This is a genomic window from Neoroseomonas oryzicola (assembly GCF_012163135.1).
Lineage (GTDB): Bacteria > Pseudomonadota > Alphaproteobacteria > Acetobacterales > Acetobacteraceae > Neoroseomonas > Neoroseomonas oryzicola.
Window position 1 is genome coordinate 65,988 of record NZ_JAAVUP010000004.1, and the last position, 14,020, is coordinate 80,007.

The window sequence follows — 14,020 nt, forward strand, 5'->3', positions numbered from 1 at the left end:
CCGCCTCCCTTCAAGGTTCCAGCAGAGAGGGCAGGCGTTCCATGCCGATCCAGATCGAACCCCAATGGTGGATCTCCGCCGTGGAGGCGCCCATCGTGGCCGCGCTCTTCTGGATGATCCACGGCCTCCGGAAGGACATGCACGACCGCATCGACCGCGGCGACCAGCGCGATTCGGACGCGCTGACCCGCACGCGGGAGGACCTCGCGCAGTTCAAGATCGAGGTGGCGCGGACCTATGTGCCCTTGTCGCTGATCCGCGACCTCGACCGCCGCATCTCCGACCACCTGATCCGCATCGAGGAGAAGATCGAGGAGGTCTCGCGCGCCGGCATCGCCGCCGCCCAGGCCGCCCGCCGGCTGGAGGACCGGGAATGAGCGCCGCCCCGCACATCCCCGCCCGCGATGCGGCGGCCGAGATCCTCGCCCTGACCCTCTGGGGCGAGGCCGCGGACCGCCCCGTCCGCGCCATCGAGGCGCTGGCCGCCCTGGTGATGAACCGCGTCCGCGCCGGCGTGCCGCATTGGGGGCAGGGGGTGGCGGGCGTCTGCCGCGCGCCCTTCCAGTTCCCATGCTGGAACCGGAACCATCCGCGCCACGCCGCGCTGCGCGAGATCCCGCCGGGCGACGCGGCCCTCGCCATCTGCCGGCGCATCGCTGCGCGGGCGCTGGCGGGCGGGCTGCCGGACCCGACCGGGGGTGCGACGCATTTCCACGATGCCGCGGCGCTGCCTGGCTGGGCGCTCGGCCGGCCGGCGGCGGCCGAGATCGGCGGCCTCTGCTTCTACCGCGCCGAGGACCTGACCTGACCGTCGCGCCACGCTACACGGCGCGGATGGAACCCTTGATCTACACCCTGGTGCGAGAGGCCGACTGGCGCGCCGCCGAGGCCGCCGGCGCCTATGCCGGCAGCGCCGACGATGCGCGGGACGGCTTCCTGCATTTCTCGACGGCGGCGCAGGTGCGCGCCAGCGCGGCGAAGCACCGCGCCGGCGTGCCCGACCTGCTGCTGGTGGAAGCCGATGCGGGCCTGCTCGGCGAGGCGCTGAAATGGGAACCGGCGTCGGGCGGCAAGCGGCCGGGGCTGTTCCCGCATCTCTACGGGCATCTGCCGCTGTCGGCCGTGCGGCGCGTGGTCGCGCTGCCGCTCGACGCGGCGGGCCGTCACGCGTTTCCCGACGGCTTCGCCTGAAGGTGGCTCGCGGCGCGCTGGCTCATCACCAGCGCGAAGACGACGATCACCGCGCCGCCCAGTGTCCAGCCGCTCGGCAGCACCTGCCACACCGCGAGGTCCAGCCCCACCGCGAAGACCAGCGCGCTGAACTCGAGCGGCGCCAGCCGCGCCGCGGAATCGTACCGGAACGCGATGGCGAGGCAGACCGTCGCCCCGCCCGCGAGCAGCCCGTTCACCGACAGCGCCAGCAGGTCGACCACGCCCGGCCGCACCCATCCCATCGCCGCGAAGGGCGCGAGGGCCAGCAGCCCCGGCAGCGAGGACCACAGGATCAGCGCCGCCGCGCCGGTCTCGTGCCGCAGCAGCCGGTTGATCGTCATGACCGCCGCGTAGCAGCCCGTTGCGAACAGCGCCCAGAGATAGGCATCCCACGGCCCGGACACGGAAAGCCCCGGCCACATGGCGACCGCGACCCCCGAGAAGCCCAGCAGCGACCACCCCCAGACCGCCGGCCCCGTCCGTTCCCGCAGCACCAGCGCCGCAAGCCCGAGCGTCATGAAGGGCGCAGTGAAATAGACCAGGTAGCCCTCGGCCAGCGGGATCGTCCGCAACGCCTGGAAGAAGCCGACGCCCGACCCGACCATGAAGGCCGCGCGAGTCAGGTGCAGGAAGGGATGCGCCGTATCCAGCCGCCCGCCAAGGCCCGGGACCGCCGCGCGCCCGGCGAACAGCACCAGCAGCAGCGCCGCGTAGCGGATCGCCACCACCTGCTCGACCGGATAGGTCCCCGACAGCAGCTTGGAATTCGCATCCAGGAGCGCGAACAGCCCCATGGCCGCGATGATGTAGAGCGGGCCCCGCACCCTGTTTTCATTCCGCCGTGTGAAGTGAGGCTTCTGGCCGGGCCGCCCCTTGGGCGTCAACCGGGCTTCCGCGACGGCCCGGACCGGGGCACAAGACGCCCGCCATGACCCCCGCCCTCGCTTCCGCCCTGATGCCGCTCATGCGCGGCCTCGACGCCGAGACCGCGCACGGCATCGCGCTCAAGGCCCTCGCTGCCGGCCTCGCCGGCCGCGACACCGGCACGGACGACCCCGTGCTCGCCACCGAGGCCTTCGGCCTGCGCTTCCGCAACCCGATCGGCCTCGCCGCCGGCTTCGACAAGGATGCGGTGGCGGTCGTGCCGCTGATGCGCCTCGGCTTCGGCTTCGTCGAGGCCGGCACCGTCACGCCCCGCCCGCAGCCCGGCAATCCGCGCCCGCGCCTGTTCCGCCTGACGGAAGACGCGGCGGTGATCAACCGCATGGGCTTCAACAATGGCGGGCTCGACGGCTACCTCGCGCGCCTGCGCGACCTGCCGCGCCCGCTGCCCGCGATCTTCGGCGCCAATGTCGGCATCAACAAGGAAGGTGCGGACCCCGAGCGCGACTACCCCGCGCTTTATGCCGCCGTGGCACCCTTCGCCGACTACGTGACGATGAACGTGTCGTCGCCGAACACGCCGGGCCTGCGCGACCTGCAGGGGGAGGAGCGGCTCGCTTCGATCCTGGATGCCATCGCCGCGAAGCGCGCGAGCCTCGACCGCACGCCGCCGCTGCTGGTGAAGATCGCCCCTGACCTCGCCGACGATGCGCTCGGGCCGATCGTGAATGCCTGCCTCACGCGCGGCGTCGCGGGGCTCATCGTCTCCAACACCACCATCGCGCGGCCGGCGCTCGCCTCGGCCCACGCGAAGGAAGCGGGCGGGCTGTCCGGCGCCCCGCTCTTCGCGCCGTCCACCGAGGTGCTGCGCAAGGTCCACCGCATCGCGCGCGGCCGCCTGACGCTGATCGGCGTCGGCGGCATCGCCACGCCCGAGCAGGCCTACGCCAAGATCCGCGCCGGCGCCTCGCTGATCCAGATGTACACCGGCTTCGCCTATGCCGGTCCGGTGCTGCCGCGGCGCCTGGCCGACGGCCTCGCCGCGCTGCTCAAGCGCGATGGCTTCACTTCGGTCGCCGACGCCGTCGGCAAGGATGCGTGATGGAAATCCTCGACGGCATCGCCGCCATCGCCGATCGCTACGACGGCTTCGTCCTCGACCTCTGGGGTGTGGTGCATGACGGGCGCAAGCCCTATCCGGGCGTGCCCGAGGCGCTCGCCGAGCTGAAGGCGCGCGGCAAGGGCGTGGTGTTCCTCACCAACGCGCCGCGCCGCGCCTGGATGGTGCAGAAGCTGCTCGACCGCATGGAGCTCGACCGCGCGCTCTATGACGGCATCATCTCCTCGGGCGAGATCTCCTGGCGCCACCTCAAGCGCCGCACCGACCCGTGGTTCGCGAAGCTCGGCACGCGCTGCGTCCATGTCGGGCCGGAACGCGACCTCTCGGTCGTCGAGGACGGCGTCGCCGAGATCGTCACCGACCCGCGCGAGGCGACCTTCCTGCTCAACACCGGCCCCGACGACGAACGCGGCCCGCAGAGCCCCGATCCCTATGTCCCCGTCCTCGAGGCCTGCGCCGCGCAGCACCTGCCCATGGTCTGCGTGAACCCCGACCGCGCGGTGATGGTGGCCGGCCAGAAGCTCATCTGCGCCGGCGCGCTTGCCGACATCTATCTCGGCCTCGGTGGCGCGGTGCGCGAGATCGGCAAGCCCGACCCCGAGGTCTACGACCCGGTGCTCGAACTGCTCCGTCATCCGCAGCGGCACCGCGTGCTCGCCATCGGCGACACGCCGCACACCGACCTCGCGGGCGCGCAGGCGGCGGGGCTCGATGCACTCTGGGCGCTCACCGGCCTCGCCGCCCATGCCCATGGCGACAACCCCGACCCCGGCCACCTCGCCGCCGTCGCGCATGAGGAAGGCGTGCGGCCCATCGCGGCCGTCCGCTCCCTGCGCTGGTGAGCCCCCGCGCGCAGTCCCGGCTGCGCGCGATCTGCCTCGCCCTGCCCGAAGCGGCGGAGCAGGAGACCTGGACCGTCCCCACCTGGCGCATCCGCGGCCGCATCTTCTGCATGTGGAACCCGATGGACGACGGCACGCCAGCGCTGTGGTGCAAGGCGCCGCGGGGCGTCCAGGAGATGCTGGTGGAAGCCGCGCCGGATCGCTTCTTCCGGCCCCCCTATGTCGGGCACAAGGGGTGGATCGGCCTGAGGCTGGAAGGGCGCGTCGACTGGAAGGAAGTCACGGCGATCGTGCGCCGGTCCTGGCGGATGACCGCGCCGAAGCGGGTGGCGCAGGCGCTGCCCGAGTGACGCACCGGAGGGGCGCCGCCCCTCCGGGCCAACCTGCCACGGGTTCCCTTTGACGTTGCGCTGCAACGTCAAAGGGGTCCCATCGGCCGAAAGGCCTTTGGAAACCGTCACTCAGACGATGTCCGAGAACGATGAAGGGGCGTCGGAGCGCAGCGCGTCCGCAATGGCGCCGAGCGCGCCGCGCAACGCGGTGCGGTCGGCCGCAGCACCCAAGGAGACGCGCACCGCGGGGGCCGGCGCCTCGACCGCGAAGGCATCGCTCGGCACCACCGCCAGGCCTCGCCGCCGCAGATGCGCGGCGAAATCCAGCCGGTCCCAGCCGCCGGGCAAGTCCAGCCACAGATGGATGCCCTCGGGATGCGCGGCGAAGCGCGCCCCGGCCAGTACCTCCCGCGCGATCCGCTGCCGCGCGGCGCATTCGTGCCGGATCGCGCCGAGCACCCTGGCCGCCGTCCCATCCTCCACCCAGCGCGCGAACACCCCCGCCAGCAACGGCGAGGCCATCAACACCGTCGCCCGCAGCGCCGACGCCATCCGCGCCGCCCAGCGCACATCCGGCACCACCAGCCAGGCCACGCGCAGCGCCGGTGAGATCACCTTCGACACCGTCGCGACATGGAAACAGCATTCCGGCGCCAGGCTTGCGATCGCCGGCAGCGGCGCCGAGGGCAGCAGCCCATAGGCATCGTCCTCGATCACCTGCAGTCCCTGCCGCCGCGCCAGCGCCGCGATCGCCTCCCGCCGCGCCAGCGGCATCGTCGCCGCAGTCGGGTTGTGCATGGTCGGCACGCAATAGAGCGCCTTCGGCCGCGGCTCTGCACGGCAGGCCGCCTCGATCGCCTCGGGCAGCATCCCCTCCGCATCCGCCGCGACGCCGCGCAGCCGCAGCCCGAGCTGCGCCGCCGCCCCCCGCAGCCCCGGATAGGTCATCGCATCCGTCAGCAGGACCTCGCCGGGCGCCATGACGGCCCCGAGCACCACCATCAGCGCCGGCTGCGCCCCGGGCGAGAGCAGCACGCGCTCCACCGGCACCTCGCCCAGCACCGGCCGCAGCCAGGCCGCGCCCGCCGCGCGCTCCGCCAGGCTGCCGGCCCCGCTGCGATAGGTCAGCACCTCCGTCGCGCCGGGGCCGCCGAGCAGCGCCGCCATCCCGTCCCGCAACAACGCGGGCAGGGCAGGGGCATCGGGCTGCGGCGGCAGGTTCATCGACAGGTCGACCGCGCTGTCGCCGCCGCCCGGCGCGCGCGCGGCGCGGATGAAACTGCCGCGCCCCACCGTCGCCTGCAGCAGCCCGCGGCTGCGCGCCTCGGCATAGGCCCGCGTGACGGTGGTCAGGTCGACGCCCAGCGCCTCGGCCAGCGCGCGGTGCGTCGGCAGCCGGTCGCCTTCGCGCAACTCCCCCGCGGCAACGGCGGCGCCGATCGCATCCGCGATGGCGCGGTAGATCGGCCCCTCATGCCCCGCGACGCGGCCGATCCAGCGATCCTCGCGCGCCATCTTGCGAATGCTCCATGCAATCCATATAAATGATCCGATACCGGGCAGATTGTATGTATAACTTCTCGGATTGTTTGGCAACGGCGCCACGCCCGGCGCGCCCCAACGGAGGGCCCCCATGGCCGGGACATCCAGGATCGCCGAGGGCGTGCGCCGCGGCCTGCGGCTGCGGTGCCCGCAATGCGGGGAGGGGCACCTCTTCTCGGGCTTCCTCAAGGTCGCGCCATGCTGCGAGGCCTGCGGCGCCGACAACCGCATCTATCCCTCGGACGACGCGCCGCCCTACCTGACGCTGTTCCTCGTCGGGCATCTGCTGCTGCCCTTCATGTTCTGGTCGGACCGCGTCTGGGCGCCGGCGCTTTGGGTCCAGTTCGCCATCTGGCTCCCGCTCATCGCGATCGTCAGCATCGCGACCCTGCCCTTCATGAAGGGCGCCGTCGTCGGCTTCGCCTGGGGTGCGGGCGTGACGCGGGAAAGCGCCCGCCAGTAACGCCCCGGCGCGTCTTGATCCGGCGCAACGACGTGCGCACGGCGGTTGCGGCATGCGGCAGCGGTTGCCTCAGGGTCGCCCCGGCATGCCGCGCCGCCTCGCCGCGCTCATCCTGGCCTTTCTCTGCGCCGGCTGCCTGACCCCCGCGCAGCAGGAGGCGATCCGCGTCCAGCATGAGATCAACCGCGCCATCGCCGTCGCCGACACCTGCCTCGCGCCGCTGCGCGACAAGTGGGACTACCAGGCGCTCTACGCGCGGCTCGCCATCGAACCGACCATCCCCCCGCCCGAGCCCACGCCGGCCCAGATGGCCGATCCCGGCCGCCCGGACCGTGCCGCGGTCGCGGTGATGGTCGCGCTGCACGGGGAACTCTCGGTCTGCCGCGCCCCGCTGATCGAGAGCATCGCCCGCATCGCCCCCGCGCTGGCCGAGACCGCCGTCGACATCTGGCTGCGCGGCGACGCCATGGTGCTGACGCTGATGCGCGGCCGCATCACCTGGGGCGAGGCCAATCGCGGCATCGCCACGCTGCGGGACGAATACTTCCAGCGCCTCGCCGAGGTGATCGCCGAGACCCGCCGCAGCATCGACGCGACCGCCGCCGGCGCCGCGGTCGCGAGCGAAGCCCCGCCGCGCCCGGTGCCCGACAGCGTCCGCCGCTTTCCCCAGGACCTCGCCGACCTTCAGCGCGAGATGCTCGCCGTCCTCGCGGCGATGCCGCCGCGCTGAGATCGCCGTTCGAGAACGACGGCACCGGCCTGCTCCCCCACCCGGCCACCCATCCAGGATACTGTCGTCGCGCGAATAGCGCGCCTGCGGCGCGACGGGTGGCAGGGTGGGAGCGGGCCGGCGCCGGACGTCAGACTGCGCCGGACGGCGCAGTCCCGAACGCTCGCCGAGCCGTCAGTCGACGATGAACAGCCTTGCACCCTTCGGCGTGCGCGACCGGTGCGGCTCGGCGCCGTCCGCGACCTGGTAGGACATTCCCGGCGTCAGCGTGAAGACGCGCCCGTCCGCGAGCGTGGTCTCGAGCTCGCCCTCCAGCACCAGCAGCACATGCCCCTTCTGGCACCAGTGGTCGGAGACGTAGCCGGGCGAATACTCGACCATGCGCACGCGGATCTGGTTGCCCTCCGGCCCGACATGGCGGGTGCGCCACAGCGCCTCGCCTTCCTCGCCGGCATGGCGCGTCGGCGCGACCTGCGACCAGTCGGTGGTGTCGAAGGGAATGGCGGACATCTGCATCGCGGAATCCTTCAGGCGCGCCCGGCTGTGCCGGACAGCAGGGCAGGGTCGACGCGCAGCTTCGCGAGCGCCGCGGCCCAGGTGCGGGTGGTGTCGTCGCCGAAGACGATGCCGCCATCGGCCGGCACGCTGAGCCAGGCATTGCGCTGGATCTCGTCCTCGAGCTGTCCCGGTGCCCAGCCGGCATAGCCGAGGGCGAGGATGCAATCCTTCGGCCCGCCGCCGCCGGCGATCGCCTTGAGGATGTCGACGCTCGCGGTCAGCGCGAGGCCCGGCATCACGGCCAGGCTGCCATCCGCGGTCCAGTCGTCGCTGTGCAGCACGAAGCCGCGCCCGCCTTCGACCGGCCCACCCGAGAGCATCCGGATGCGCCGCTGCGGCGGCACCGGCTCCACCTTCAGCTGGCGCAGCAGGTCGTCGAATTCCATCCCGCCCAGCGGGCGGTTCACGATCAGCCCCATCGCGCCTTCCGAGGAGTGCGCGCAGAGGCAGACGACGGTGTGGTCGAAGCGCGGATCCTCCATCCCCGGCATCGCGATCAGCAGATGCCCGGAGAGGTAGCCGCCGGCAGGCTCCGGCGCGGAGCGGTTGGTCGTGGCCATGCCCCCTAGGTGGCGCAGCCCGCGCGTTGCCGCAAGGCGCCGCACCCCCCGATGACAGTCCATCCGCCCCGCGCTATGACGATGCGGCAACGAGGAGGACGACATGCCGATCAGTGTTGGCGACGCCATTCCGGCCGTGAAGGTCATGCAGGCCACCGCCGAAGGGCCCAAGGAGGTCGACACCGGCGAGTTCTTCAAGGGCCGCACCGTCGTCCTGTTCGGCGTCCCCGGCGCCTTCACGCCGACGTGCTCGGCCAAGCACCTCCCCTCCTTCGTCGAGAACGCGGACGCGCTGAAGGCGAAGGGCGTGGACGCCATCGCCTGCATGTCGGTGAACGACGCCTTCGTCATGGGCGCCTGGGCGAAGGACCAGGGGATCGCCGGCCAGGTCGCGATGCTCGCCGACGGCTCGGCCGTCTTCACCAAGGCGATGGGCCTCGAGTTCGACCTCACCGCGCGCGGCCTCGGCGTGCGCTGCCAGCGCTTCGCCCTGGTGGCGAAGGACGGCAAGGTGACGCACATCGCGATCGAGGCGCCGGGCGCCTTCGAGGTGTCGAGCGGCCAGGCGGTCCTCGCCGCGCTCTGATCCGGATGCGGGCCCGCCGGTCGCGGCGGGCCCGGTCCTTCAGCGGACGGTGACCGGGCGCCGCGCGATCACCGTCGCATCCGCCCCCGGCGCCATCATCACGTAGCGGATCTCGTAGTCGCCGGGCGCGTCCGGCGCCGCGATCTCGCCGGCGGATCCATCGGCCTCCGCGCCGAACCAGCCCTCGTAGTGGCCGGCCTCGGCATCGGGGCGGACGATCGTCACGAAATCCCCGTCGCCGCGTGGCCCGCCATAGCGAATCGCGACCGGCGTGCCGGGCGCCGCCGTCGCCGGCGCATCGAGCGTCGCGACCGGCGTCGTCAGCGTGATCGGCCGTCGCGCGATCACGCTCGCCCCGCCCGGCGCGGTCAGCACGAAGCGGACCTCGTAGGCACCGGGCGCCGCGGGCAGGCGCAGCCGTCCCTCGCCGCCGTCGATGTTGACGTAGGCGCCGCCGATATAGGCTCCCGGCTCGGCCGAGGGCGGCACCACCGCGATGAAGCTGCCATCGGCCGCCTGGCCCGGCGCATATCGCAGCGAGACGTGGCTGCCGGCCATGGCGGTGGCCGGCGCTTCGATCGTCGCGCGGGCCTCGGTGACGCGCAGCGGCGCGCGGGCCAGTACGGTGCCGTCCACGCCTTCGACGAAGCGGATCTCGTAGGTGCCCGGCGCGGCCGGGGCGGTGACGCGCAGCGGGCTCTCAGCACCCTCCACCCAGGCATAGGCGCCGCCGATATACGCGCCGGCGTCGCTGCCTGCCTCCGTGATGCCGATCCAGGAGCCCGGCGCGCGCGGGCCGGTCCAGCGGATCTCGACCTGGCTGCCCGCGGGCGCCTCGGCGGCGGCGGCGACCGACGCCGTCACCGGCGTCACCATGACCGCCGCGCGCCCGATCGTGCGCCCGGCGCGGGCGAGGACGTAGCGCACCTCATGCGCCCCGGCGGTTGCCGGCGCGCGGACCCGCGCGGGCGAACCATCGGCCGTATAGGCATAGTGCCGCGTCTCCGGCTCCTCCGCATTCGGGCCGACGGGGGCGAAGACCAGGTAGTCGCCGCGTTCGTTCGGGCCCTCCCACGCCACCTCCAGCAGCTCGGTCGCGCCGATGCTGGGCACGGCGGGTCGCAGCGTCGCGCGGGGCAGCGCATCGGCCAGCGGCACCGCGATCTCGGCCGGCCCCTGCGCCGTCAGCTCAGCGGTGACGGAACCGATCCGATCCTCGGTGGAGGCCGTCACGACATACCGGCCGGGGGCGAGCGCCAGGCGCGCCGCGGCGCCTTCGTGCACCGGGGTCTCCTCGCCCTCGCGCAGCACGGTGAAGACGGCGCCCGGCAGCGCCGGGCCGTTCGCACCCAGGGTCGCGCGCAGGCCGGTGGTGCGGGGCGCCGCGACGGGGCGCGGGGCGGGCTGTGCCTGCGCGGTGCGGCCTAGCGCCTCGGCGAGCTCGCGCGCATCGCCCGCCGCGGTGAAGGTGCCGCCGGTGCGCTCGGCGATACAGGCCACGCGGGCGCGCTCGGATGGGCTGCGCAGGTCGAAGCCGACGACATGGGCGGTGAAGCGGGCGTTCGCGGCCTCGAGCTCCGCCGCCAGCGCGCAGGGATCGCCGCCGCAGGTCTCGATGCCGTCGGTGACGAGGATGATGGTGCCGCCGCGCTCGGCCACGCGCAGCACGCGCGCGGCTTCCCGCACGCTGTCGGTCAGCGGCGTGCGTCCGCGCGCGGTCAGCCGGCCAAGCACGCCGTCCACCGCGGCCTGGTCGACCGGACCGGGCGGGACCAGCATCTCGATGTCGTTGCAGGCGCGCGCCTGGCGGTGGCCGAAGGCCATCAGGCCGACGCGGCTGTCGGCCGGGAAGCGGGAGAACATCCCGCGCACCGCCTCGCGCGCGATGTCGAGCTTCGTCTCCTGCCCGATCCGCCCCCACATCGAGCCGGAGAGGTCGAGGATGACGATGGTCTCGCCAGCCGGCTGGGCGCGCGTCGGCGCAGAGCCGAGCGCCGCGGCAAGCAGCGCGAGGAGGGGAAGCAGGCGCATGGTCGTTCGTTTCCCGGCAGTTGGGGCAGGCCCGAGGCGCGCCCGATTCTCCTGTGCAATGACGTTTCATGCGGCGCAACCCCGGCCTGGGCCGCACCGTGCGCCCGGTCACGCCGTGGGGCGGTGGGTTGATCTGGATCAAAGTCGGACATAGATTTCAGAAAATTCTGAAATCACGGTAGCCGATGAACCTCCCGCCGCTCGTCCAGTCCTTCGTGCTCCATTTCGGCGAAATGGGCTCCCGCTGGGGCATCAACCGCACCGTGGGGCAGATCTACGCGCTGCTCTACGTCTCGCCCCGCCCGCTCTGCGCCGACGACATCGTCGAGGCGCTGGGCGTCAGCCGCTCCAACGTCTCGATGGGGCTGCGCGAACTGCAGGCCTGGAACCTCGTGCTGCTGCGCCACATCCCAGACGACCGGCGCGACCATTTCACCACGCCCGACGACGTCTGGCAGATCCTGCGCGTGCTGGCGGAGGAGCGGAAGAAACGCGAGGTGGACCCGACGCTGTCCGTGCTGCGCGAACTGCTGATGCAGACCCCCGGCAGCGAGGAGGAGCGCCACGCCCAGGCCCGCATGGCCGAGATGCACGGCCTGATCGAGCGCCTGACCACCTGGTACGAGGATGTGAAGCGGCTCGAGACCGAAAGGCTCGCAGCCCTGCTCGCCCTCGGTGCCAAAGTGACCCGCCTGCTCGAGGCCAAGGACAAGGTCGTCGGCCTGGTGCGCGGCAAGAGGGAATCCTGATCCATGGACGCGACGCTTCTCGCCCGCATCCAGTTCGCGGCGAACATCTCCTTCCACATCCTGTTCCCCACCATCACCATCGCGCTCGGCTGGGTGCTGCTGTTCTTCAAGCTGCGCTTCAACGCCACCGGCGACGACAAGTGGATGGATGCCTACCGCTTCTGGGTGAAGGTCTTCGCCCTGTCCTTCGCGATGGGCGTCGTCTCGGGCATCACCATGTCCTTCCAGTTCGGCACCAACTGGCCGGGCTTCATGGAGCGCGTGGGCAACATCGCCGGCCCGCTGCTCGCCTATGAGGTGCTGACCGCCTTCTTCCTCGAGGCGACCTTCCTCTCGATCATGCTGTTCGGCTTCCGCCGCGTGCCGGGCTGGGTGCATACCGGCGCGACGCTTCTCGTCGCCTTCGGCACCACCATGAGCGCCTTCTGGATCCTGGTGCTGAACTCCTGGATGCACACGCCCGTGGGCTTCGAGATGCGCGACGGCGTCGCCCATGCCACCGACTGGTGGGCGATCCTCCTCAACCCCTCCATGCCCTATCGCCTCGCGCACATGCTGACCGCGTCGGCGCTGACGGTCGCCTTCCTCCTGGCGGGGCTGTCGGCCTGGCGCTGGCTGCGCGGGGACCGCGCGCCATCCGTCCTGGCCACGCTGCGCACCGGCGTGACGATGGCGGCGGTGCTGGCGCCGATGCAGCTCTTCATCGGCGACGCGCATGGGCTGAACACCCTTGAGCACCAGCCGGCGAAGGTCGCGGCCATGGAGGCAAACTGGCAGACCCGCGGCCACGTGCCGCTGGTCCTTTTCGCCTGGCCCGACGAGGCGGCGCGCGAGAACCGCTTCGAGATCGCCATTCCCTCCGTCGCGAGCCTGATCCTGCGCCACTCGTTTGACGGCGTGGTTCCCGGCCTCGACGATTTCCGCGGCAAGCATCCGCCGGTCGCGCCGGTCTTCTTCGCCTTCCGCGTCATGGTCGGCACCGGCGTGCTGATGATCGGCCTCGGCCTGGTCTCGGCCTTCCTGCTGTGGCGCCGCGGCGCGCTGCCGCGCCTGCTGCTCTGGGGGCTGGTCGGCATGACCTTCTCCGGCTGGGTCGCGACGCTCGCCGGCTGGTACGTCACCGAGATCGGGCGCCAGCCCTGGCTGGTGACCGGCGTGCTGACCACCGCGCAGGCCGCGGGGCCGGTGCCGGCGGGCAGCATCGGCGCGACGCTCGCCATGTACCTCACGCTCTACGTGCTGCTGCTCGCGGCCTATGTCGCGACGATCTACCGCCTCGCCGCGCGCGGGCGCCTCGCGGATGCCGTGCCCGGCAGCGCCATGCCCGTTCCGAAGGTCGCCACGCCATGACCCCCTTCATCTCCGCCGAATGGCTGCCCATCGTCTTCGCGGCGCTGATGGCGGTCAGCATCCTCCTCTATGTCGTGCTGGACGGCTTCGACCTCGGCGTCGGCCTGCTGCTGCCGCGCGTCGCCGAGGAAGCCGACCGCGACCGCATGATCGCCGCGATCGGCCCCTTCTGGGACGCGAACGAGACCTGGCTCGTCCTCGGCGTCGGGCTGCTGCTGGTGGCCTTCCCGGCGGCGCATGGGCTGATCCTGACGCAGCTCTACCTCGCCGTCGCGCTGATGCTCGCCGGGCTGATCCTGCGTGGCGTCGCCTTCGAGTTCCGCGCCAAGGCCGGCAACGTCAGGGAGAAGCGGCGCTGGGACCACGCCTTCGTCGGGGGCTCGCTGCTCGCCGCGCTGTCGCAGGGCTGGATGCTCGGGCGCTACATCCTCGGCTTCGCGGAAGGTCCTGCCGCCTATGCCTTCGCGGCCATGGCGGCGGGCGGGCTCGCCATCGCCTATGCCTTCATCGGCGCCGCCTGGCTGATCTGGCGCACCGAGGGCGACCTGCAGCGCCGCGCCATCGCCTGGGCGCGCCAGGCGATCTGGCCGATGGGGCTCGGCATCCTGCTCGTCTCGGCGGTGACGCCGCTGGTCAGCGACCGCATCTTCGAACGCTGGTTCGCCTTCCCGGAGCTCCTGCTGCTCGCGCCGCTGCCGATCGCCACCGCGGCGCTGCTGCTCGCCATCGCGAACCTGCTGAAGCACATGCCGCTGCCGGACGACGCGCTGCGGCGCCTGCCCTTCTGGGGCGCGGTCGCGCTCTTCGCGCTGTTCTTCGCCGGCCTCGCCTGGTCTTTCTTCCCCTTCGTGGTGCCGGACCGGCTGACCATCTGGCAGGCGGCGAGCGCGCCGGAGAGCCTCTCGATCATCCTCGCCGGCGCGGTGTTCGTGCTGCCGGTGATCCTGGCCTACACGGTGCTCGCCTGGCGCGTCTTCGGCGGCAAGGCGCGGGACCTGACCTACTACTAGAGCAGATCCCGATCAGGTGGGATCACCTGATCGGGTGAAGATGCTCGCGAAAA

17 protein-coding genes are annotated in these 14,020 nt (G+C 72.4%); 12 read left to right on the forward strand and 5 right to left on the reverse strand.

Going from position 1 to position 14,020, the window contains the following annotated elements; genetic code table 11:
* The first annotated feature begins 41 nt into the window (after positions 1-41).
* From GWK15_RS15125 to GWK15_RS15135, 3 genes are read left to right on the forward strand one after another with little or no spacing between them, the layout of a single operon-like run.
* Positions 42-377, forward strand: a complete 336-nt coding sequence (locus GWK15_RS15125; RefSeq protein WP_168042191.1) for a hypothetical protein — start codon at positions 42-44, stop codon at positions 375-377.
* Positions 374-808 carry a cell wall hydrolase gene (locus GWK15_RS15130; protein ID WP_168042192.1) on the forward strand — a complete coding sequence of 145 codons (435 nt, stop codon included), beginning with the start codon at positions 374-376 and terminating at the stop codon, positions 806-808. The genes GWK15_RS15125 and GWK15_RS15130 overlap by 4 nt, the downstream gene beginning before the upstream one ends.
* A gap of 26 nt (positions 809-834) precedes the next feature.
* Complete coding sequence (locus tag GWK15_RS15135) at positions 835-1,191, forward strand: DUF952 domain-containing protein (protein ID WP_168042193.1); 357 nt, start codon at positions 835-837, stop codon at positions 1,189-1,191.
* Here GWK15_RS15135 and GWK15_RS15140 read toward each other — a convergent pair.
* Positions 1,164-2,036 carry a DMT family transporter gene (locus GWK15_RS15140; RefSeq protein ID WP_338147265.1) on the reverse strand — a complete coding sequence of 291 codons (873 nt, stop codon included), beginning with the start codon at positions 2,034-2,036 and terminating at the stop codon, positions 1,164-1,166. The genes GWK15_RS15135 and GWK15_RS15140 overlap by 28 nt on opposite strands.
* 104 nt (positions 2,037-2,140) lie before the next feature.
* Here GWK15_RS15140 and GWK15_RS15145 point away from each other — a divergent pair, with 104 nt between their 5' ends.
* From GWK15_RS15145 to GWK15_RS15155, 3 genes are read left to right on the forward strand one after another with little or no spacing between them, the layout of a single operon-like run.
* On the forward strand, positions 2,141-3,196 hold the full coding sequence (locus tag GWK15_RS15145) for a quinone-dependent dihydroorotate dehydrogenase (RefSeq protein ID WP_168042194.1): 1,056 nt from the start codon (positions 2,141-2,143) through the stop codon (positions 3,194-3,196).
* Positions 3,196-4,056 (forward strand): TIGR01459 family HAD-type hydrolase, encoded by an 861-nt coding sequence (locus GWK15_RS15150; RefSeq protein WP_168042195.1) that lies wholly within the window; start codon positions 3,196-3,198, stop codon positions 4,054-4,056. Before GWK15_RS15145 ends, GWK15_RS15150 begins: the two co-directional genes overlap by 1 nt.
* Complete coding sequence (locus GWK15_RS15155; RefSeq protein WP_168042196.1) at positions 4,053-4,406, forward strand: MmcQ/YjbR family DNA-binding protein; 354 nt, start codon at positions 4,053-4,055, stop codon at positions 4,404-4,406. The genes GWK15_RS15150 and GWK15_RS15155 overlap by 4 nt, the downstream gene beginning before the upstream one ends.
* A 111-nt stretch (positions 4,407-4,517) precedes the next feature.
* Here GWK15_RS15155 and GWK15_RS15160 read toward each other — a convergent pair whose 3' ends face one another.
* Positions 4,518-5,903, reverse strand: a complete 1,386-nt coding sequence (locus tag GWK15_RS15160; protein ID WP_168042197.1) for an aminotransferase-like domain-containing protein — start codon at positions 5,901-5,903, stop codon at positions 4,518-4,520.
* A gap of 118 nt (positions 5,904-6,021) precedes the next feature.
* On the opposite strand from GWK15_RS15160, the gene GWK15_RS15165 reads away from it, so the two are divergent.
* Positions 6,022-6,393 (forward strand): DUF983 domain-containing protein, encoded by a 372-nt coding sequence (locus GWK15_RS15165; protein ID WP_168042198.1) that lies wholly within the window; start codon positions 6,022-6,024, stop codon positions 6,391-6,393.
* A gap of 85 nt (positions 6,394-6,478) precedes the next feature.
* The gene (locus GWK15_RS15170; protein ID WP_168042199.1) at positions 6,479-7,123 is read left to right on the forward strand and encodes a hypothetical protein; all 645 of its coding nucleotides are present in this window, start codon (positions 6,479-6,481) and stop codon (positions 7,121-7,123) included.
* A 174-nt stretch (positions 7,124-7,297) separates the two neighbouring features.
* Here the strand turns inward: GWK15_RS15170 and GWK15_RS15175 are convergent, their stop codons facing one another.
* On the reverse strand, positions 7,298-7,639 hold the full coding sequence (locus GWK15_RS15175; protein ID WP_168042200.1) for a DHCW motif cupin fold protein: 342 nt from the start codon (positions 7,637-7,639) through the stop codon (positions 7,298-7,300).
* An 11-nt stretch (positions 7,640-7,650) separates the two neighbouring features.
* Positions 7,651-8,241, reverse strand: coding sequence for a YqgE/AlgH family protein (locus GWK15_RS15180; RefSeq protein ID WP_168042201.1), 591 nt, complete (start codon positions 8,239-8,241; stop codon positions 7,651-7,653).
* A gap of 103 nt (positions 8,242-8,344) precedes the next feature.
* On the opposite strand from GWK15_RS15180, the gene GWK15_RS15185 reads away from it, so the two are divergent.
* The gene (locus GWK15_RS15185) at positions 8,345-8,827 is read left to right on the forward strand and encodes a peroxiredoxin (RefSeq protein WP_168042202.1); all 483 of its coding nucleotides are present in this window, start codon (positions 8,345-8,347) and stop codon (positions 8,825-8,827) included.
* A gap of 39 nt (positions 8,828-8,866) precedes the next feature.
* Here GWK15_RS15185 and GWK15_RS15190 read toward each other — a convergent pair whose 3' ends face one another.
* Positions 8,867-10,858: a VWA domain-containing protein gene (locus GWK15_RS15190; RefSeq protein WP_168042203.1), complete on the reverse strand. Its 1,992-nt coding sequence runs from the start codon at positions 10,856-10,858 to the stop codon at positions 8,867-8,869.
* A 185-nt stretch (positions 10,859-11,043) separates the two neighbouring features.
* Here GWK15_RS15190 and GWK15_RS15195 point away from each other — a divergent pair, with 185 nt between their 5' ends.
* The 3 genes from GWK15_RS15195 to GWK15_RS15205 are packed head-to-tail and all read left to right on the forward strand — an operon-like array spanning position 11,044 to position 13,967.
* Entirely contained in the window at positions 11,044-11,607 is a 564-nt protein-coding gene (locus GWK15_RS15195; RefSeq protein WP_168042204.1) for a GbsR/MarR family transcriptional regulator, read from the forward strand.
* Between the two features lie 3 nt (positions 11,608-11,610).
* Positions 11,611-12,957 (forward strand): cytochrome ubiquinol oxidase subunit I, encoded by a 1,347-nt coding sequence (locus tag GWK15_RS15200; RefSeq protein WP_168042205.1) that lies wholly within the window; start codon positions 11,611-11,613, stop codon positions 12,955-12,957.
* Positions 12,954-13,967 (forward strand): cytochrome d ubiquinol oxidase subunit II, encoded by a 1,014-nt coding sequence (locus GWK15_RS15205; protein WP_168042206.1) that lies wholly within the window; start codon positions 12,954-12,956, stop codon positions 13,965-13,967. Before GWK15_RS15200 ends, GWK15_RS15205 begins: the two co-directional genes overlap by 4 nt.
* The last annotated feature ends 53 nt before the right edge of the window (positions 13,968-14,020 follow it).